11 protein-coding genes are annotated in these 20536 nt (G+C 73.0%); 8 read left to right on the top strand and 3 right to left on the bottom strand.

Annotated features, from left to right (window positions below; translation table 11 throughout):
* Window positions 1-1560, bottom strand: coding sequence for a glutamine-hydrolyzing GMP synthase (gene guaA / locus WME76_RS15320; RefSeq protein ID WP_437960859.1), 1560 nt, complete (start codon window positions 1558-1560; stop codon window positions 1-3).
* 272 nt (window positions 1561-1832) lie between these two features.
* On the opposite strand from guaA, the gene WME76_RS15315 reads away from it, so the two are divergent.
* From WME76_RS15315 to WME76_RS15285, 7 genes are all read left to right on the top strand, one after another.
* Window positions 1833-2396: a hypothetical protein gene (locus tag WME76_RS15315; protein WP_437960858.1), complete on the top strand. Its 564-nt coding sequence runs from the start codon at window positions 1833-1835 to the stop codon at window positions 2394-2396.
* Window positions 2397-2791: 395 nt separating this feature from the next.
* Complete coding sequence (locus tag WME76_RS15310; RefSeq protein ID WP_437960857.1) at window positions 2792-3136, top strand: hypothetical protein; 345 nt, start codon at window positions 2792-2794, stop codon at window positions 3134-3136.
* The gene (locus WME76_RS15305; RefSeq protein WP_437960856.1) at window positions 3111-4379 is read left to right on the top strand and encodes a tyrosinase family protein; all 1269 of its coding nucleotides are present in this window, start codon (window positions 3111-3113) and stop codon (window positions 4377-4379) included. Before WME76_RS15310 ends, WME76_RS15305 begins: the two co-directional genes overlap by 26 nt.
* A gap of 16 nt (window positions 4380-4395) precedes the next feature.
* Window positions 4396-7872 (top strand): DUF6603 domain-containing protein, encoded by a 3477-nt coding sequence (locus WME76_RS15300; RefSeq protein ID WP_437960855.1) that lies wholly within the window; start codon window positions 4396-4398, stop codon window positions 7870-7872.
* Complete coding sequence (locus WME76_RS15295; RefSeq protein ID WP_437960854.1) at window positions 7869-11000, top strand: hypothetical protein; 3132 nt, start codon at window positions 7869-7871, stop codon at window positions 10998-11000. The genes WME76_RS15300 and WME76_RS15295 overlap by 4 nt, the downstream gene beginning before the upstream one ends.
* Before the next feature lie 12 nt (window positions 11001-11012).
* Window positions 11013-16565, top strand: coding sequence for a hypothetical protein (locus tag WME76_RS15290; RefSeq protein ID WP_437960853.1), 5553 nt, complete (start codon window positions 11013-11015; stop codon window positions 16563-16565).
* Window positions 16558-18423: a hypothetical protein gene (locus WME76_RS15285; RefSeq protein WP_437960852.1), complete on the top strand. Its 1866-nt coding sequence runs from the start codon at window positions 16558-16560 to the stop codon at window positions 18421-18423. Before WME76_RS15290 ends, WME76_RS15285 begins: the two co-directional genes overlap by 8 nt.
* A 56-nt stretch (window positions 18424-18479) precedes the next feature.
* Here WME76_RS15285 and WME76_RS15280 read toward each other — a convergent pair whose 3' ends face one another.
* Window positions 18480-18779: a hypothetical protein gene (locus WME76_RS15280; protein ID WP_437960851.1), complete on the bottom strand. Its 300-nt coding sequence runs from the start codon at window positions 18777-18779 to the stop codon at window positions 18480-18482.
* Window positions 18776-19144, bottom strand: coding sequence for a hypothetical protein (locus WME76_RS15275; protein ID WP_437960850.1), 369 nt, complete (start codon window positions 19142-19144; stop codon window positions 18776-18778). The genes WME76_RS15280 and WME76_RS15275 overlap by 4 nt, the downstream gene beginning before the upstream one ends.
* A gap of 70 nt (window positions 19145-19214) precedes the next feature.
* Between WME76_RS15275 and WME76_RS15270 the strand changes: the two genes are divergently transcribed.
* Window positions 19215-20495, top strand: coding sequence for a glutamate-5-semialdehyde dehydrogenase (locus WME76_RS15270; RefSeq protein ID WP_437960849.1), 1281 nt, complete (start codon window positions 19215-19217; stop codon window positions 20493-20495).
* Window positions 20496-20536: the final 41 nt, after the last annotated feature.

The raw sequence follows: 20536 nt of genomic DNA, 5'->3' as shown, positions 1-20536 counted from the left end.
TCACTCCCACTCGATGGTCGAGGGCGGCTTCGAGGACACGTCGAGCACCACGCGGTTCACGCCGCGCACCTCGTTGATGATCCGCGAGCTCGCGCGGGCGATGAGGTCGTAGGGCAGCCGCGCCCAGTCGGCGGTCATGCCGTCGGTCGAGTGCACCGCGCGGAGAGCGATCGCCTCGTCGTAGGTGCGCTCGTCGCCCATCACGCCGACGGAGCGCACCGGGAGGAGCACGCAGAAGCTCTGCCAGAGCGACTCGTACAGCCCGGCGGCGCGGATCTCCTGGTCGAAGATCGTGTCGGCCGCCCGGAGCACGCGGAGCTTCTCTGGCGTCACCTCGCCGAGGCACCGCACCGCGAGCCCGGGACCGGGGAACGGCTGGCGATAGAGGATCTCCCGCGGCATGCCGAGCGCCTCGCCGGCGGCCCGCACCTCGTCCTTGAAGAGCTCCCGCAGGGGCTCGATCAGGCCGAGGTTCATCCGCTCGGGCAGGCCGCCGACGTTGTGGTGGCTCTTGATGACGGCGCTCGGACCCTTGAACGAGACGCTCTCGATGACGTCGGGGTAGAGCGTGCCCTGGACGAGCCACTTCGCGCCCTGGACCCGCTTCGCCTCCTCCTCGAACACCTCGATGAACAGGCGGCCGATCACCTTGCGCTTCTGCTCGGGATCCACGACGCCGCGCAGCCCCTCGAGGAACCGCGCCGACGCGTCGACGGCGTCGAGGTTCATGTGGAAGTGGTCGCGGAACGTGCGCTCGACCGTCTCGGCCTCGCCCTCGCGCAGGAGGCCGTTGTCGACGAAGATGCACGTCAGCCGGTCGCCGAGCGCGCGCTGGCACAGGACGGCGGCGACCGAGGAGTCGACGCCGCCCGAGAGGCCGAGGATGACGCGGTCGTGCGGGCCCGCCTTCTCGCGGACCGCGGCGATCGCCTCCTCCACGAACGACGCGGGCGTCCAGGTCGGGGAGAGGCCGGCGACGTCGAAGAGGAACGCCTGGAGGATCTCCTTGCCGCGCGGGGTATGGACGACCTCGGGGTGGAACTGGAGACCGTAGAGCTTGTCGCGCTCGCGGGCGACGGCGCAGAGCGGGCTGCCGGGCGAGGTGCCGAGCGCGACGAACCCCTCGGGCAGCCCGGCGAGGCGGTCGCCGTGGCTCATCCAGACGTCGATGGCGTCGCCCTCTACGAAGCGCGAGAAGATGCCGGTCGGGCGCTCGATGCGCACCGTGGCGGGGCCGTACTCGCCCCCCGTGTGCGCGCGCTCGACCTTGCCGCCGAGGTGGTGCGCCATGAGCTGGAGGCCGTAGCAGATGCCCAGCGTCGGGACGCCGAGCTCCAGCACCTCGCGGGAGCAGTGGGGCGCGCCTTCCCCGTACACGCTGGCGGGGCCGCCGGAGAGGATGAGCGCCCGCGGGGCGAGCCGGCGCAGCTCGGCGACGGGCACGTCGAAGCGGTGAATCTCGCAGTAGACGCCAGACTCGCGCACGCGCCGGGCGATGAGCTGCGTGTACTGAGAGCCGAAATCGAGGATGACGACGAAGTCCCGCCGGGCTGAGAGCATGGCTGCCGCTAGCACGGCGGGCCGGGATCCGCCAGGGGCGGCAGAGCGCGTGCGGCCTGGGCGCGGCGGGCGCAGCGGACGGGCGGTCGCCGTTCCGAGGCGGGAGGGGGCGGGCGATCGCGCGGCGGCGCGCGTGACGCGGGTGACGCGCGTGACTGGCTATGTCGCGGACAGCGGCGAATGCGGCGTCGCGCTGCGGCGCCGCGCCGGTGCCCTCGAGAGATCGATTCGGCTACGCTGAAGCGCCTATGGACGGCGCCGGGGGACGAGGGATGCGTGCCAGAGGCGTCGCTCCGCAGCGCGCGGGGCGAGCGGGCAGGCGGCTCGCGCTCGTCGCCGCGGCCGCAGCCCTCTCCGCGTGTGGGGGCGACGCGCAGCGCGGTCGCGCCGTGGAGACGACCGAGGCCGCCCCGCACGCGTGCCGCGGGGCGACGGGGTGGCCGCGCGAGATGGCGCTCGACGTCGCGGAGGGGGGCGTGGTGCTCCTCCCGCTGTCCGGCGCGCGCATCGCCTCGTTCACGGCGGAGGGCCCGGCCCTGGAGGCGCAGCGCAGCGAGCGCGGCGACTGGGTTCGCCTGCTGTTGAAGGCCGCGACGGCGTCCCTCGTCGTCATCGACGACGGCGGCGGGCGACACGCGATCTCGATCCGCCGGGCGCCCGATACGCCAGCGTTCGCGATCATCACCCGGAGCGGATCCACGTTCCACGCGACCCGGCTCCCTGGCGGCCGCTATCACACCGGGGGCCTCCCCCACGTCGACTTCCCGACGCTCGAGGCCGCGGGCGAGGCGCTGCAAGACCACGAAGAGAAGGCGGTATTCCCGCCGAAATGCTGAATACGCCGCGCGAGGCCGAGCGCGACGCCGACGTGCGCCCGGGCCACGCGATCTCGTTGTCGCCGGCACGGCGATTTCGATGGCTCGAGGCCGGCATACCTGCTCGTCCATTATCGATTTACAAGTAATTCTGATTGCGCTTAGCTGTGTCCCTGCCCGATTGAATTCAATCGCGGGCGGGGGAGGGGACCGTGCCGAAGGAGCTCAGGTACCGCGGGCGTGTCGTCGTCATTCCCGATTACACGTCGGTTCACGCTCGGCCCGAGGCGACCCCGGAAGCGCACGCCCCTGCGGAGCACGTGGCGCACGACGCCGGTCCTGGGCACGAGCACGCCCCTGCGGAGCACGTGGCGCACGGCCCCGGTCCTGGGCATGAGCACGCCCCTGCGGAGCACGTGGCGCACGACGCCGGTCCTGGGCATGAGCACGCCCATGGCGGGCACGAGCCGCACGACCACGGTCACGGACATGGCGCGCCCTCTGGCCATCCTGAAGGCTGCCAATGCCCCGATCACCGCGATCCGGAGAAGGATACCGCTCCGGTGCATGGCGGGCATGGGCCGGCCATTCTTTTGAATATCGACGGCAAGGACGTCATGGTCCACGAGGTCGGGCCTGGCAAGTTCCACACGCACGAACTCCCGTTTCAAGCGTTTCCCACCCTCGAGGCCGCGGCGATGGCCGTGATCAACCATCTCGATTTCGGGGTCTTCGATGGGCGTACGAAAAAATCAGAATAAGCTGACCAGCGCCGAGAAGGCGCGGTTCGTCAACGCCGTCAAGAGAATGAAGGCGGACGGGAAGTACGATCCCTACCCCTCCATTCACGCAAACGCGTTCGCTGGCGACCCCGACACGAACCCCGCGCACATGGGCCCGGCGTTCTTCCCGTGGCACCGCCATTTCCTGGCGCTCTTCGAGAAGGACCTCCAGGACGCGGACCGCGCGCTCGGGCAGGACGGGAGCGTCACGCTGCCTTACTGGGACTGGACCCACGACAACGGCGATCGACCGAACCGGCAGCGGGGATCGATCTGGAGGGACGATTTCATGGGCGGGTTCGGCAGCCCCGTGACGACGGGACCGTTCCGCCAGGGCCAGTGGACGCTGTTGGGCGGCGGGAGCCTCGTCCGCGCGCTCGGCCGAACCTCGATCGACCCGAACGCCGTCGCGACGCTGCCCGACAGGTCGCAGGTGAACCAGGCGATGGGCATCGCCGGGTTCGATCACGCGCCGTGGGACATCAACGTGACGGGCCCGGCGGTCGGCGAGCCCGCTGCCCCGGCCCTCACCGGCGCCGCCGGCGGCAGCCTCGGGCCAGGGATCTACCGGGTCTCCGTCACGCTCGTGAACCCGCGCGGAGAGACGCGGCCGTCGCCGGAGGCGACCATCACGCTCGGGCCGACGGCCGTGCCCGCGAATACGCACGGGACCATCCGGGTCGCGTCGCCCCCGGCGAGCGGGTCGGCCACGCACTTCAACGTCTATGTCTCGGCCGCGAACGGACCTGCCCGCTCCGGCACGAGGCAGGGCGCGGCGATCGCCATCGGGACCCAGGCCACGATCGCCAGCGTGGCCGCCGGCGCCGCATTGCCCACGATCAACACGACGGGCAGCTTCCGGAACGTCCTCGAGGGGTGGGCCGGCGCGAGCGGACCCGAGAACCACAACCGCGTTCACGTCTGGGTGGGCGGATCGATGGCACCCGGCACCTCACCGGACGATCCCATCTTCTTTTTGCACCATTGCAACATCGATCGTCTGTGGGCGCTCTGGCAATTCCGCCACCCGGGCCAGAACTATCCGCTCGTCGTCCCGAGGACCGGATCCGCGGGCAATCGGCCGCATGGCCTCAACGATCCCATGCCGCCGTGGACCGCGGGGCCCGGCGTCAAGCGGCCCATCGACGTCCTGAACCACACGGCCCTCGGAACCACGTACGACACGGATCCGGTCGGCGCGAGCATCAACGTATCGCCCTGAGAAACGAGCGTCCGCAATGACGAACTTCCTCGGAGAGATCGCCACCGGGCTGCGTTGTGCGCTCGAGCCGCTGCAGGACGCGTTCTCGAACGAGCTGCGCGTGCGCCAGTTCTTCGCCGAGCTCGGCTGGGACGTGAACGTCGCGCCCGGATCGGTCGCCCTGCTCCGCACCGGCTTCGCGCTCGACGCGACGTTCGACGCGGCGAAGGCGGTCGCGGACCAGCTCGAGGACGGCGCGGGGGACACGACGGCCCTCGCCCGGGCGCTCGTCGAGGCCGTCGTCCGGATGATCGACGCGCTCAAGGCGCTCGCCACGGCGCCGCCGGGAGGGCTCCCGTTCCCGTTCGACCAGCCGGCGTTCTGGAGCGAGATACCGTCCGCGCTCGCCGATTACCTGCTCCTGCGCCTCCTCGAATCCCAGGTGCCAGCGCTCCACGGCGTGCTGCGTCTGGTCGGGCTCGCGACGCTCACGCACGAGGCGCCCGCCGGCGCAGGGCGCGTTCCGTACATCAAGAGGGCCATTCGCTGGGACCGCATTCCGCGGCTGGTCAGCGACCCGGTGGGGCTGTTCAAGGAGATCTACCGGTGGGACGTCGCGGGGCAGCCGCTCGATCACCCGGCGCTGCTCGAGGCGCTCCAGGACTTCTTCCACGGGGTGCGCTTCCCCGCGCGGCTGCACGCGCCCGGCCCGCTCGCTGCCCGCTACTACGACCCCGCGAACCCCGCGCTCGCGGCGATGCGCCAGCTCTCGGTGCCGGTGTTCATGACGGCGAGCGCCGACTGGAGCAGCTTTGCCGAGGTCGGCGTCGCCGTCCTGCCGATCCCGCCGAAGGGCGGCCCCGCGCAGGCCCCGGTCGGGATCGTGATCGCGCCGCTCGCCTCCGGCGCGTTGAGCGGGGCGACGGGCGCGCCCGGGACGGGCTTCTCGATCGCGCTGCGCGGCGGGTTCCACGACGACGGCGTGTTCGGCGCGGAGATCCGGCCGTCGGGCGTCGAGCTCTTCGCCGCGCCGGGGAACATGACCGTGGACGCCGAGCTCGTGTTCTCGGCGCGGCCCGAGGCGCCGTGGCGCCTGCTCGGAGATCCCGACTCGTTCCGCCTCGAGGTCGGCGGGTTCACCGCCGGGATCGGGATCCGCGGCCAGCTCACCTCGCCGGAGGTCCTCGTCAGCGCCGGCACCGGGCGCGGCGCGAGCCCGCCGAAGCTGGCGGTCGTCCTCCAGACATCGAGCGCCGACGGGTTCCTGAGCTCGCTCATCGGATCGAACCCGATCCGGATCGAGCTCGGCGGGACGATCGTGTGGTCGTCGCAGACCGGGCTGCACTTCGACGGCGGCGGCGGCTTCCAGGTCGCGTTCCCGTTGCACCTGAACCTCGGGATCGCCGAGATCAGCGTCCTGTCGATCGGGGTCAGCGGGTCACCGCAGGGCCTCGCCTTCGAGGCCGGCGTCACGGGGAAGGCGATGCTCGGCCCGCTCACCGCCGTGGTCGAGGAGTTCGGCTTCCGCGCGACGCTCGATTTCTCGGGGTCCGACGGCAAGCTGGGGCCCGTCGACGTCGGCTTCGGGTTCAAGCCGCCGAAGGGCGTCGGCCTGTCCGTCGACGCGGGCGTCGTGAAGGGAGGCGGCTACCTCTACTTCGACGTCGAGAAGGAGGAGTACGCCGGCGCCCTCGAGCTCGTCTTCAGCGGCTTCGTCGCGCTCAAGGCCATCGGCCTCGTGACGACGCGGATGCCCGACGGATCGCGCGGCTTCTCGCTGCTCATCATCATCACCGCCGAGTTCGGGACCGGCATCCAGCTCGGGTTCGGGTTCACGCTCCTCGGCGTCGGCGGCCTCATCGGACTGAACCGCACGGTGCTCCTCGAGCCGCTCGCCGAGGGCGTCCGCACCGGCGCGGTGAACCGCATCCTGTTCCCCGAGAACGTGGTCGAGAACGCGCCGCGCATCATCAGCGACCTGCGCGCGATCTTCCCGGTGCAGCAGGACCGCTTCCTCATCGGGCCCATGGCCAAGCTCGGCTGGGGTACGCCGACCCTCGTCAGCCTCTCGCTCGGCATCATCATCGAGATCCCGGGCAACATCGCCATCCTCGGCGTGCTGCGCCTCGTGCTGCCGACGAGCGAGGCGGCGCTGCTCGTCCTCCAGGTCGCCTTCGTCGGCGCCATCGAGTTCGACAAGAAGCGCGTCTTCTTCTTCGCCTCGCTCTTCGAGTCGCGGATCCTGTTCATCACGATCGAGGGCGAGATGGGCCTGCTCGCCGCCTTCGGCGACGACGCCAACTTCGTCCTCAGCGTCGGCGGCTTCCACCCGCGGTTCACCCCGCCGCCGCTGCCGTTCCCGAGCCCGCGCCGGATCGCGCTCAGCATCCTGAACGAGTCGTGGGGCCGCATCCGCGTCGAGGCGTACTTCGCGGTCACGAGCAACTCCGTCCAGTTCGGCGCGCGCGCGGAGCTGTTCTTCGGCTTCAGCGCCCTCTCGCTGGAGGGGCACCTCGGCTTCGACGCGCTGATCCGCTTCTCGCCGTTCTATTTCATCGTCGAGATCGGCGCCTCGGTGTCGCTCAAGGTGTTCGGCGTCGGGCTCTTCAGCATCCGGCTCGAGTTCGCCCTCGAGGGGACGTCGCCCTGGCGCGCGCACGGCCGCGGCTCGCTCTCGATCCTGTTCTTCGAGATCTCGGCCGACTTCGACGTCACCTGGGGCGAGCCGCGCGACACGACGCTGCCGGCCTCGCCGGTGATGCCGCTCCTCAAGGGCGAGCTCGACAAGCTCGAGAACTGGCGCGCCGCGCTGCCCGCCGGCAGCAGCCTGCTCGTGTCGCTGCGCAAGCTCGATCCGGCGTCCGACGCGCTCGTGCTGCACCCGGTCGGGACCCTGCGCGTCAGCCAGCGGGCGGTGCCGCTCGACATCTCGATCGACAAGGTCGGGAGCCAGAAGCCGAGCGACGCGCGGCGCTTCACGCTCGGCGTGACGGGCGGAGGCTTCACGAAGAAGGGCGACGTCCTCGAGAAGTTCGCGCCCGCTCAGTTCCAGGACATGAGCGACGCCGACAAGCTCTCGCGGCCGGCGTACGTCGACGACCACGGCGGCGTCGAGCTCTCGCCCGGCGCCGAGCTCGCGGCGGCGAGGATGGTCAAGCGCGTCGTCCGCTACCGGGAGATCGTCGTCGACACGAACTTCAAGCGGTTCGTCCGGCCGTTCATCCTCCTCGCGCCGGGCGTCTTCGCCCACTTCCTGCGCGGCAACGCCGCCGCGCAGAGCGCGCTCTCGCGGCAGCGCAAGAAGCAGGTCCAGCCGTTCGACGCGAAGGTCACGACCCGCTCCGAGGCGTTCGCCGTGGCGCTCTCCCAGGACAACACGGCCCACAGCGCGGCGGCCGCCTCGTTCTCCAGCGAGACCCTCGCCCGCGAGCACCTGAACGCGCTGATCGCGGGCGATCCGTCGCTCGCGGACAGCCTCCACGTCATCCCGCGGCACGAGCTGAGCGCCCCATGACAGACCTCCTCGCCACCTACTCGTTCCTGCCGTGGCTGCGGCAGGGCATCGCCAACAAGATCACCGCGAGCGATCACGACCCCGCCGTGAAGCTGCGCGCGACGATCCCGGTCGCGCTCCAGCTCACCGGCGACGGGCTCGGCGCCACGGTCGCGGAGGCGATCTCGAAGGACGTCCAGCTCTTCGGCCCCGGCGACATCGTCGGCGTCGACAGCCGCGCCATCATCCGCGTGGATCCGCGCCCCTCGATCGCGGACTTCGAGCCGAACTACCTGCCGTGCATCGAGTTCTACGACGAGGACTTCCCGTGGCGCTACACGCCCGCGGCGCCCGACGGCGCGCGGCTCCGCCCCTGGATCATGCTGGTGGTCCTCAAGGAGGGCGAGTTCGAGGAGGGCGCGCGGACCGGCGACAGGCCGCTGCCGAACATCAAGGTGGCGAGCCCGGCCGTGTTCCCGCCGCTCGAGCAGCTCTGGGCGTTCGCGCACGTGCACCTCAACCGCGACCTCGGCGCGTCGCCCGCGGAGATCGTCTCGGCCGACATGGGCGCGGTGCTGCCGAAGCTCGCGGCCGCGCTGCACGAGAACCCGGATCACGGCTACTCGCGGATCGTCTGCCCGCGCCGGCTGGAGGCGGGCGCGGCGTACCACGCCTTCCTGATCCCGGTCTTCGAGAGCGGGCGGCTCGCCGGCCTGGGCCTCGACCCGGGCAAGGCCCCGAGCGCGACGCACGGCGCGTGGGCGGCCTACCCGAGCGGGACGCGCGAGGCGCCGGACCTCTATCCGTTCTACCACCGCTGGTCCTTCCGGACGGGCAGCGCCGGGGACTTCGAGTACCTCGTGCGCCTGCTCCTGCCGAAGGCGGTCGACCCGCGCGTCGGCGCGCGCGACATGGACGTGACGCGGCCGGGCTCGAACCTGCCGGGCATCACCGACCTGGCCCTCGGCGGCGTTCTCAAGCTCGGCGGCGCGCTCCGCGTCCCGCGCGCGAGCCTCGACCCGGACGCGCTCGCCGAGGCGGACAGGTACGACCAGTGGGCGGCGCCGTACCCGCACCCGTTCCAGGAGGCGCTCGCGGGCTTCCTCAACCTGCAGGCCGAGTACGCGGCGCAGGGCGCCGAGGCGGCCCACGCGGCGGCCGGCGTCGACCCCGAGGACGGCGATCCCGATCCGCTGATCACCCCGCCCATCTACGGCCGCTGGCACGCTCTGATGAACCGGCTGCTCACCGAGGCCGACGGCGCGCCGATCACGCCGGACGACAACTGGGTTCACGAGCTCAACCTGGACCCGCGCTTCCGGGTCGCCGCGGGCCTCGGCACGCGGGTCGTCCAGCAGAACCAGGAAGAGTACATGCGCCTGGCCTGGGAGCAGGTCGGCGACGTCCTCGAGGCGATCCGGCGGATCCGCGCCGCGCAGCTCGCGGCGCAGGTGTCGCTCGTCTGGCACGGGCACCTCCGGGCGCTCCAGGCGGCCAGCGTCGCGAAGAGCTTCGCGCTCACGGCCCCCCTCCACGCGCGCGTCGTCGCGGGCGGCGTGACGGTGCGCCACGAGGTGAGCCGCAGCGCGCTCCCGCGGGCGGCCGTGTCGGCGGCGATGCGGCGCATCACCCGACCGCGCGGCCGCCTGGTGCGGGCGCTGCCGTTCGACGAGCGCGTCAGGCCCGACGCGCTGCTCGAGCGGCTCAACAAGGGCGACGTCCACGCGGCGCCGTCAAAGGCGGTCCCGGCCGGCGTGAACACCGTCGACAGCGCCGCGGCCAGCTACAGGCCGGCCGCCGGCCTGATCTCCGAGCGGGCGCAGCACCCCGACAAGGTCGGCTCGCTGCCGCGCAACCCCGAGTTCAAGGTGCGCGAGCCGAAGGAGGGCGCGGAGGGGCCCCGGGAGGGCGACGTCGACAGCAAGGAGGCCGAGCGGTTCAAGCGCGGCCTCATCGACGCGTACGCCCTCATCGACGCGAGCGCCCGCGTCTCGGTCGAGGCGCCGAGGCCCCCGCTCGATCTCCACGCGCTCGCCGACGCCGTCCTCGCGAAGCTCCACCCGAGCCTCACGATCCCCCGGCGCACGTTCGCGGGGATCGACGTGCCGCCGCACATCGCCGGGCTCCTGGTCGAGCAGTTCACCGAGCCGATGGTCTACCCGCAGATCGACGTGCCGATGTACGGCCCGCTCAAGGACATCTCGACGGAGCTCTTCCTCCCGAACGTGCACCTGATCGAGGAGAACAGCGTCACGCTGCTCGAGACGAACCAGCGGTTCATCGAGGCGTACATGGTCGGCCTCAACCACGAGTTCGGCCGCGAGCTCCTCTGGCGGGAGTACCCCTCGGACAACCGCGGGAGCTACTTCCGGCAGTTCTGGGACGTGAGCGCGTACCTCGATCTCGAGGGCGGCGACGAGGAGGCCGCGCGCGAGCGGCTCCGCGACATCCCGCCCATCCACCGGTGGAGCAAGGCCTCGCGCCTCGGCGATCACGACCACCGCGAGGTGGGCGGGGCCAGCGAGGAGGAGGCGGTGCTCGCGATCCGCGGCCAGCTCCTCAAGCGCTACCCGAACACGGTGATCTACGCGCACCGCGCCGAGTGGCAGCGCGACGCGCACGGCAACATCGATCGCACGAAGGAGCGCCGGATGGTCGCGCTGACGGCCGCCGAGGGCGCGAGCCCGCCGCGGTCGCTGGTGAGGACGCCGCTCTACGCGGCGAAGATCGACCCGGACATCTACTTCTTCGGCTTCGATCTCGTGCTCGACGAGGCGCGCGGCGGCACCGGCGAGGATCCGGGCGACGATCCCGGCTGGTTCTTCGTGCTGAAGGAGCGGCCCGGCGAGCCGCGCTTCGGCCTGCGCGAGGCGCCCGCCGGGAGCCTCCAGGTCTGGAGCGATCTCGCCTGGAGCGACGTCTCGCCCGGCGGCGCCGCGGGCGGCCACATCCCGGTCGGCAGCGCCGCGCACCCCCGCGCGCTCACGGAGCCGACCGCGCCGGAGGACCAGGAGAAGGTGGTGCAATGGCAGGACGACCGCGCGGTCGCCTGGAACGCGGGCGCGAGCGCGGCCGACCTGGCCTACGTGCTCTTCCAGGCGCCGGTGCTGGTGGCGATCCACGCGGCCGAGATGCTGCGGAGAGGGTGACGGAGGCAGCCAATGGCCGACTTTGCCGACGCGCGAAACGACGTGATGAAGGCGCGCTCCGAGCGGGAGCGCGCGGAGGCGGACCTCTACGCCGCGGTCGAGCAGGCGAGGAAGCTCGACGCCGAGATCGCCCGGCTCGAGCGGGTGGCCGCGAAGGGCGCGGCGGGCAGCGACCGCCTCGCCGAGGCGCTCAAGCGGCGCGAGGAGGCGGAGAAGGCGGTGAAGGAGCGCGGGCGCGCCCTGGACGAGGCGCGGGAGCGCGAGCGGCGCGCGGTCGACGGCTTCGCCCCGCTCACGGACCCGAGCAAGCTGCTGGAGGCGCTCGACGACGCGACGCCGTTCCTGCTGTTTCCGCTCCGCGTCGAGACCCGCTTCAAGACCTCCGCGGCCGACGGCAAGCCGCAGCTCTGGGTCCGCGTCTACCCCGACGACTGCCTCATCGATGCGTTCGAGGAGCTGCTCTCGGAGGCCGAGGTCGCGAACGCGCGCCTCTTCTGGATCGACTGGTGGCGGGCCGGCCGGAAGGAGAGCCAGCGGCGCGCCGCCTGGCGCGCGCTCGTCGCGAGCCACGGCGCCGGGCGCGCCACCTACATCGTGCAGCGCTACCGGCCGGTCAACCCGCACGAGGAGCCCACGAAGGCCGACGACGCGGACATCGTCCTCACGATCCCGGCCGAGGAGGCCCTGTCCCCGGCGGCCGCGACCGCCGCGTCCGCCTACTGGCGCGCGGCGTGGCGCGCCGCCACGCGCGCGGAGCTGAGCGCGGCGGAGCAGGCGCTCACGGCGGCCGTCGGGGCCAGCGACGCGAGGACGATCGTCGAGCGCTACGTGCCCAGGAACCTCGGCGAGGCGCCGGCGCCCCCGCGCACCAGGGCGAGCGTGTCCGTGAGCGTCGCGTTCGTGATCTTCCCTGCCGCGGACGCGACGGCGACGAAGCAGCGGTCGTGGACGCGCGCCCCCAGGGTCGGCCTGCTGCCCGATCGTCTCATGCTGCTCGCTTACGAGGGCGACGTCGAGGCCGTCCGGATGCTCGGCGAGCTGATCCCGCAGCCGCTCGTGTGCGGGCTCGATCCCTCGGCGCCCGCGGAGGACCAGCTCCGGCCCGACGGCGGCGACCTGGCGATCCCCGAGGACATGCGGTGGATGGTCGACTTCGAGCGCGCCGTCGCCTCGGGGCTCGGGTTCAAGGTCGATCTGACCCGCGCGCAGGCGAGCAAGGGCTTCGACCGCCTGCTCGTGCTGGGGGCGCGCCTCTCCGCCGACGAGGAAGCGAGCCGGGCCCTGCTCGAGGAGCTGATTGGGCACCACCAGCACAGTGGCCGGGGCGTCGCGATCCTCCCGCACGGGACGCCGACGAACAACACCGAGGGCGCGAGCGCGGGCCACGCGCGCGGCGACGACGCCGACGGCAGCTACGACGACCTCTTCGTGCGCGGCGAGCTCTTCGAGGAGGTCGAGGATCCGCTCGACAAGCGCGACGGCCAGCGGCTCGCCGAGCTGCTCGGCATCGACCCCGCGCGGCTCAAGAAGGTCGCGGGCAGCGGCGGCGCCGACCAGATCGAGGGCCGGGCCATGAACGTCGCGCTGTGGCCCGCGACGCTCGGGTACTTCCTGCAGACCATGATGCACCCGGTCGTCGACGAGGCCGACGTCGACGATACGCGCTGGTTCTTCACGCGCTTCGTCAGCGGGCGCGGCGCGCTGCCCGCCCTGCGCGTCCAGCGGCAGCCCTACGGCGTCCTGCCCACGACCGCGTTCTCGCGCCTCCGGCCGATCAAGGCGTCGCGCGGCGACGACGAGCGCCGCGCGCGGTACCTGGAGCGGCTCCACGCGCTGCTCCGCAAGGTGGACGCGGACTGGACCGCGCGCGTGGCCGACGTCTCGCGCGTGGGCAAGCCCGGCGATCCGCACCAGATCCTGCTCGACGTCGTGGGGCTCCACCCGAGCTCGGTCGAGTACCACCAGCGCTACGCCGAGAGCCTCGAGCACCTCTTCAACGTGCTCCACCTGCGCGGCCTCGGCGGGGTGCTGATCGCGGCGCTCATCGCGGCCGGCTACCTCAAGCGAGGCACGGAGCTGCTGAGCTCACTCGGCTACGGTGGCGCCGACGTCCCCGACATCCTGAACAGGTTCTTCTTCACAGGCCAGAACCTGCTGCGAGGCCCCGTGGTCGACGACCGGCCGCTCTCGGAGCGAGAGCCGATCCGGCCCACCACCCGGGATGGCCAGAACTACATCCGCTGGCTCATCGAGGCGGCGAGGAAATCGCTCGAGGTGCTGCGGAAGCAGGAGGGGTTCGCGGACGACCGGGCGCCCACCGCGCTGCTGTACCTCTACCTCCGGCACGCGCTGATGCTCGGCTACTGGGACAGGAGCCTCCGCCTCCGCCGCGAGGCGGCGGTGCTCACCCCCGCCCAGGTGAAGGCCGCCCGCCGCGAGCGCGCGTTCGTCCACGTGTCCGGAGGCCCGAGCGAGAGCCGCTTCGACCCGCTCTACACGGCCGAGACGGCGGTCACCGGGGATCCGAAGGTCACGGTCGCGGAGTTCATCGCCGGCGCCCTGGGCAGCTCGCGCACGCCCGAGCTCAACGAGCAGCTCGCCGCGCTCGAGCGGCTCGCCGACGCCCCGACCGCGAGGCTCGAGCGCGCCTTCGCCGAGCACATCGACTGCTGCTCCTACCGCTTCGACGCGTGGATGCTCGGCCTCGTCCACCACCGGCTCTCGAGGATGCGGTTCCCCGACGAGAAGGAGGGCAAGGAGGCGCGGCGGGGGATCCACCTCGGCGCCTACGGGTGGCTCGAGGACGTGCGCCCGGAGGGCAAGAAGCTCGAGCCCGTCGCGCTGCCCGGTGAGCTCGACGGGATCTTCAACAAGAACCCCGCGGAAGCGCCGCTGATGCGCGATCCGACGAACGGCGGCCACGTGATGACCCCGTCGCTGAACCACGCCGTCACGGCCGCGGTCCTGCGCAACGGGTACCTGTCGAACGCCACGCCGGAGAGCCCGTCGCCGCTCGCCGTGAACCTGTCGTCCGGCCGCGTCCGGCGCGCGCTGTCGTTCCTGGAGGGCCTCCGCGGCGGGCAGAGCCTCGGCGCCCTGCTCGGCTACCAGATCGAGCGCGGGCTCCACGATCGGCACGCCGTGGCCGAGGTTGACGCCTTCATCGCGGCCCTGCGCAAGGAGTTCCCGCTGCGCGCCAACCGCATCCAGCCGACCCGGGTCGACGACGCCGACGTGGCCGTCGAGCGCATCGAGGCGCGCAACGTCGTCGACGGCCTGCGCCTCCTCGAGCACGTCCGCGCCAGCGGCGCGGCCTCGTACCCGTTTGGCAGGCCGCTGCCGCCCGCGTCGCCCGCCCAGGCGAGCGCGATCGACGCCGAGGTCCAGGGGCTCCTCGACATCCACGACGCCATCGCCGACCTGGGGCTCGCGGAGAGCGTGCACCAGGCGGTCCAGGGCAACTTCGACCGCGCCGCGGGCACCCTCGACACCTTCGCGAAGGGGAGCACGCCGCAGGAGCCCGACATCCTCAGGACGCCGCGGACGGGGCGCGTGCTCACCCACCGCGTCGGGCTGCACCTCAAGGTCGGCGTCCCGTCCACCGCCTCGCCGGTCGACGGCGTCGCGATGACCCCGCGCGCGAAGGCCGAGCCGGCGGTCAACGACTGGCTCGCCGCGGTGCTCCCCGCGCCGGACGTCGTCGCATGCGAGGTCCGCCTCCACGACCCCGCGTCCGCGGCCACGGTCGCGCGCGTCGTCACGCAGCGCGATCTCGGGCTGCAGCCGATCGATCTGCTCCACGTGCTCCGCCTCGAGGATCGCCAGGCGATGAGCGAGCTCGACGACCGCATCCTCGCCCACGCGTCCGCCGCATTCGCGCCGCGGCCGGACGCGAGGATCGAGGTCCGCTACGCGGCGCCCATCGACGGCCGGGTGACCTTCTTCGAGCTCGCGCCGCTGATCCGGCACCTGCGCGCGCTGCTGCTACGGTCGCGCCCGCTCCGCGCCGGCGACGTCGCCCTGGGCAACGAGGTGCGGCAGGCCGACGACGCGACGGTCTCCCTCCCGAGGGCCCGCGCCGAGCTCGTCCAGGCCGACCTCGACGCGCTGCGCGCCGAGCTCGTCGCCTTCGTCGCCGGGCTGACGCCGCTGCTCGACGACCTGCCGAACCGGCGGGCCGACGTCCTCGCGGCCATCGACGCGACCTTCGCGCGCGCCGTCGAGCTCCTCGAGCGCGCGAGCCGCTTCGGCCTGCCGCAGACCGGGTGGGGGTTCGCCCTCGAGTGGCGGCAGGCCCGCTTCGCGGCCCTGATCGGCAAGGTGACGGGGCTCGTCGAGCGCTGGGGCGCGCGCCTCGCCGGCTTCGATCAGCTCGTCGCGGCGTACGACGCCCTGCCGGGCGGCGCGACGGACGACGTGACGTACGATCAAAAGATCGCGCTCCTCCGGCGCGCGGAGAGCGAGGTGAGCACCCTCGCGATCGCGCCGCTCCCGGCCACGCCGGACGACCTGAAGGCGGCGATCCTGGCGAAGCGCGGCGCCTTCGCGGCGCGGCTCGCGGCGTTCGCCGCGGTCGCGGCGCTCGACACGACGTCGCTCAGCGCCTTGCTCGGCGCCGTCGCGGCGCTGCTGCCGGTCTCGGACGTCGACAGGGAGCCGTTCGTCCTCGCCGACGTCGAGGACGCCGTCGTCGCGTTCACCGCGGACGTCGCCGCGCGCGCCAGGGCGCTCGCCGACGCCGCCGCGGGGATCCTCGCGAAGGTGGCCGCGGATCTCGCGGCGCACGACGCGGCCACGACCGACGCGCAGCGGGTCGAGCGCGTGACGGCCGCGCTCCAGCGCATGCTCGGGGACGACTTCAAGGTCGTGCCCGCGTTCGCGGTCCCGGCGCATCAAGGCGACGAGTGGGAGCTCGCGCTCGCGGCGAGCGAGGGCGGCGCGCTCCTCGAGCACGCCGCGTCGCTCCACGACTTCCCCGTGGACGACTGGCTCTACGGCGTCGCCCGCGTGCGGGACAAGCTCCGCGCCTGGGAGCAGGCCGTCATGCTGAGCGGCGCGTTCCTGGGCGCCGAGCCGTCGCTCGTGCCGCTCCAGCTACCGTACCGGAGCGACGACCGCTGGCTCGGCCTCGAGGTGCCGGACAGCGTCGCGATCGACGGCGACCGCCTGCTCTACACGGCGCACTACGCGGCGCCGTTCGAGAAGGGGGAGCCGCAGTGCGGGCTCCTGCTCGACGAGTGGACGGAGGTCATCCCGACCCGCGAGGAGACGGTCGGCCTGACGTTCCACTACGATCGGCCGAGCTGCGAGGCGCCGCAGTGCCTGCTCCTCGTCGCCCCGCCGGAGCTCACGGGGGCCTGGCGCTTCGACGATCTCGCCGCCGCCGTGCGCGAGACGTTCGATCTCGCGAAGAAGCGCGCGGTCGAGCCGACGCACATCGACGCGACAGCGTACGCGCAGTTCGCCCCGGCCACGGTGATGGCCGCGGCGCTCCACCCGATCACCATCGCGACGACGATCGCGGTGAACAACGGCGTGCTCGCCGCCCTGGCCGACCATGAGTGACAAGCGCTTTCTCATCGAGGACATCCGCGAGGCGATCGCGAAGCAGGCGTTCCCGACCGTCACGCTGTGGAACCGGCTCGAGGGCCGCCCCCGCGCGCCGTCGTTCGACCGCGCGCTGCGCGCCGAGGTGCGTGACGCGCTCTGGTTCCTCACCCGCCAGTGGCAGATGGGCGAGCTCACGGGCGACGACGCGGGGACGCCGGTGCTCGCCAAGCTGCACGTGAGCACGACGCGCCTCACCAAGTACCGCGCGGCCGGCGGCGCCGTGGAGCCGTTCGACGACGGCGTGCCGCTCGAGGCCAAGGTCGAGCGCAGGCCGGTGCAGCTCACCCAGAACGGCCGCCCCGCCTCGCTCGACCTGCGGCTGCTCATGGGCCGCCAGTGGCTCAAGCTGGTCGACGCGGTGGGCGACTACCGCGCCGCGTACGTCGCCCGCTACCCGATCGCGCGGCCCGATCCGAGCCTCAAGGAGGACGCACCGTCCGCCGCGCACATCGAGGCCCACGCCACGTTCGCCGCCGTCGCGCAGCGCCGGATGGACGGCGCGAGCCTCTACCTCTACCTGCGCGGCGACCCCGCCCGCCGCGCGTTCGACGGCATCGCCGTCGCCCCGCAGGACGAACCGAAGATCGACGCGATCGCGGCCAGGTTCTTGAAATGGTTCGAGGATCTGTTCCTTCAGCCCGCCGAGGGGCAGGGCGACGCCTGGCAGCCCGCGCGGCTCGAGTACGCGTTCGCCTGCTCGGCGCCGGGCGACGGCGGCGAGAGGGTCCTCACCGCCGACGAGTACTTCCACGGCCACCTCGACTGGTACAGCTTCGACGTCGACCCGGGTGCGTCCTCGCTGGGCGGGCTCCCGAAGGAGGCCGCCGATCCGCGCGCCCCGGTGACGCAGACGTCGATCCCGGTCCCGATCGCGTTCGAGGGCATGCCGAACCCCCGCTGGTGGGCGTTCGAGGACGGCAAGACCAACTTCGGCGACGTGAAGCCCGACACGACCGACCTCGCGAAGCTGCTCCTGATCGAGTTCGGGCTCGTGTACGCGAACGACTGGTGCCTGATCCCGCTCACGCTGCCCGCGGGCAGCCTCGCGCGCGTGGAGGGCCTCGCGGTCACGAACGTCTTCGGCGAGCGGACCTGGATCGAGCCTGCCGGCGCGGGCGGCGACGACGACTGGCAGGCGTGGCGCTTCCTCTCGCTCAGCGCGAAGGGCGACATGAACGAGCCCGCCGACACCAGCTTGCTCCTCGTGCCGGCCGCCGCGAAGGTGCACGAGGGCAAGCCGCTCGAGGAGGTCGCGCTCGTGCGCGACGAGATGGCCAACATGGTCTGGGGCATCGAGCAGCGGATCCCGCTCGCCACCGGCGAAGGAAAGCCCGGCGCCGAGGCGGCCGCCGAGACGCTGAGCTACCACCGGCGCCTCCTCGGCGAGCTGCTCGCCGGCTCGCCGCCCGCGCCCGCGAGCGTCGCCTCGATCCGGTACGAGCTGATGAACACCGTGCCCGAGCACTGGATCCCGTTCGTCCCGGTGCGCGTCCCCGGATCGAGCCGGGAGGTGCAGCTCCAGCGCGCCGCGATGCCCCGCGTCCTCGAGGGAGACCCCGAGCGGCCGGTGAGGGTGCGCCCCCGGACGGGCCTGCTCCGCGAGGGGCTCGATGCTTCCCCGCCGTCTCCCTATTTCGTGCACGAGGAGGAGGTCCCGCGCGCCGGCGTCCGCGTGTCGCGGTCGTTCCAGCGCACGCGCTGGCTCGGCGGCAAGGTGCTCGTCTGGCTCGGCGCCCGCAAGCAGACGGGGCGAGGGGAGAGCTCGAGCGGGCTCGCCTTCGATCGCATCGTCCCCCGCGACCGGAACGGCTGATCCGGCGCGAAGCGAGGCCGCGGCGCCTGCGGAGCGCCCGCCCGCCTCGCCGGGGTTCACGGCTGCGTGGGAGGCGGCGGCGGCGTGGCGGCCGGCGGCGCGCCCGTGGGCGGCGCGGCCGGCGACGGGGCGAGGAGCGGCGCGCCCGGCGCCGCCGCCGGATCCTCCGGCGGCGGCGGGGCGTCACCGGGGGCGCCGCTGCCCGGCGCGCCGCCGTCGAACGCGCGCGGGGGCTCGTACTCGGGCGGAGGACCGCCCGGGAGCGGCTTCGGGGCGGACGAGCACGCCGCGGCGAGGAGCGCGGCGGCGATCGCGGCGATCGCGGCGATCTGCGGGGCGTTCTGGGCTCGTGTCATAGCTGGACTCCGCTCCCCGCGGCGCTCCCGGCAGGATCTGGAGCCGGCGGCAGGTCGGGAGGGCCGAACGGATCGGGCGGGATCTGGAGCCGCTCCGGATCGCCGAACGGCGCGGAGGGGATGGAAGGTGCCGTCGGCGCCGTCTCGAGCGGCGCCCCGCGCGCGTTCGGCGCCGCGAGCGGGATGCCCGTGCTCGGCGGGGCGGGCGCGTCCTCGGCCGCGTCCAGGCCGCCGCACGCCGCGGGCGCGAGCGCCGCGAGCATCGCCCCCGCGACGAGCGCCGTCGCGGCGCGCGGCGCGCGACAGACCGGGCGGGAGCGGCAGGCGAGGAACACCTGGATCGACCTTCGGAGATCGCCGGACACGGCCGGTACGCTAGCACGGACGCGCAGGAGAACGGTTGGCCCGCGCAGGGAGGCGAGCTAGGTTCCCGCTGTGGAACAGAGCAACGTCGATCTGGAGGGCACGCTGCGAGCGCTCTGTCAGCGCGCCCGGAAGGCTGCCCGGGCCCTCGCCCCCCTGGACCGGGCTCAGAAGGACCGCGCGCTGCGCGCCATCGCCGAGCGGCTGCGCGCCGAGGCCGGCGAGGGCAAGCGCTCCGCCGTGCTGGCCGCGAACGCCGAGGACGTGGCCGCGGCCCGCGCCGCGGGCGTGTCCGAGTCGCTCGTCGACCGGCTCGTGCTCGACGAGGCGCGGCTCACGGCGATCGCCGGCGCGGTGCTCGACGTCGCCGCCGCGGGCGATCCGGTCGGGCAGGTCGTCGGGATGGAGCGGCGGCCGAACGGGCTGCTCGTCGGGCAGGTGCGCGTCCCGCTCGGCGTGATCGCGATGATCTACGAGTCGCGCCCCAACGTGACGGTCGACGCCGCGGTGCTCTGCCTGAAGAGCGGCAACGCCGCGATCCTCCGCGGCGGCAAGGAGGCGGCGCGCTCGAACGCGGCGCTCGCCGCGCTGATCTCGGACGCCCTGCGCTCGGTCGGGCTGCCGGCCGACGCGGTGCAGATGGTCCCGTCGCTCGATCGAGAGGCCACGCGCGTCCTGCTGGGCCTGACCGGCATGATCGATCTCGCCATCCCGCGCGGCGGCGAGGGGCTCATCCGGTTCGTGGCCGAGAACGCGCGCGTCCCGGTGATCCAGCACTACAAGGGCGTGAACCACCTCTACGCCGACGCCGGGTGCGACGTCGACATGGCCCTGCGCCTCGTCGAGAACGGCAAGCTCCAGCGCCCCGGCGTGTGCAACGCGCTCGAGTGCCTGCTCGTCCACGAGAGCGTCGCCGCGCCGCTGCTCGGGCGCGTCGCCGCCCTCGCGGAGCGCGGCCTCGAGCTGCGCGGCGACGAGGCCACCTGCGCGCTCGTGCCGTCGGCGCGCAGGGCCTCCGAGGACGACTACGGCCGGGAGTTCCTCGCGCCGATCCTCGCCGTGCGGGTGGTGCGCTCGCTCGACGAGGCGCTCGAGCACATCGGCCGTTACGGATCGATGCACACCGAGGTCATCTGCACGCCGCGCTACGATCACGCGCAGCGCTTCCTCCGTGAGGTCGACGCGAGCTGCGTGCTCGCGAACGCGTCGTCGCGGTTCAACGACGGCGGCGAGCTCGGCCTCGGGGCGGAGATCGGCATCTCCACGACGAAGCTCCACGCCTATGGCCCGATGGGGCTCGCGAGCCTGACGGCGCTCAAGTGGATCGCGTACGGCGAGGGCCAGACCCGCTGACGCGGGCGAGACGAGGGGCCCCTGGCGAAAGGGGCCGGGCA

Source organism: Sorangium sp. So ce119, from assembly GCF_051524405.1.
GTDB lineage: Bacteria > Myxococcota_A > Polyangia > Polyangiales > Polyangiaceae > Sorangium > Sorangium cellulosum_G.
Note: the sequence above shows the minus strand (reverse complement) of the source record. Positions and strands in the feature narration are given on the sequence as shown.

Excerpts from the sequence above, each read along its gene's own strand:
- guaA (WP_437960859.1), bottom strand. The coding sequence starts at position 1,560 with ATGCTCTCAGCCCGGCGGGACTTCGTCGTCATCCTCGATTTCGGCTCT.
- WME76_RS15285 (WP_437960852.1), top strand. The coding sequence starts at position 16,558 with ATGAGTGACAAGCGCTTTCTCATCGAGGACATCCGCGAGGCGATCGCG.
- WME76_RS15315 (WP_437960858.1), top strand. The coding sequence starts at position 1,833 with ATGCGTGCCAGAGGCGTCGCTCCGCAGCGCGCGGGGCGAGCGGGCAGG.
- WME76_RS15300 (WP_437960855.1), top strand. The coding sequence starts at position 4,396 with ATGACGAACTTCCTCGGAGAGATCGCCACCGGGCTGCGTTGTGCGCTC.
- WME76_RS15305 (WP_437960856.1), top strand. The coding sequence starts at position 3,111 with ATGGGCGTACGAAAAAATCAGAATAAGCTGACCAGCGCCGAGAAGGCG.
- WME76_RS15290 (WP_437960853.1), top strand. The coding sequence starts at position 11,013 with ATGGCCGACTTTGCCGACGCGCGAAACGACGTGATGAAGGCGCGCTCC.
- WME76_RS15280 (WP_437960851.1), bottom strand. The coding sequence starts at position 18,779 with ATGACACGAGCCCAGAACGCCCCGCAGATCGCCGCGATCGCCGCGATC.
- WME76_RS15295 (WP_437960854.1), top strand. The coding sequence starts at position 7,869 with ATGACAGACCTCCTCGCCACCTACTCGTTCCTGCCGTGGCTGCGGCAG.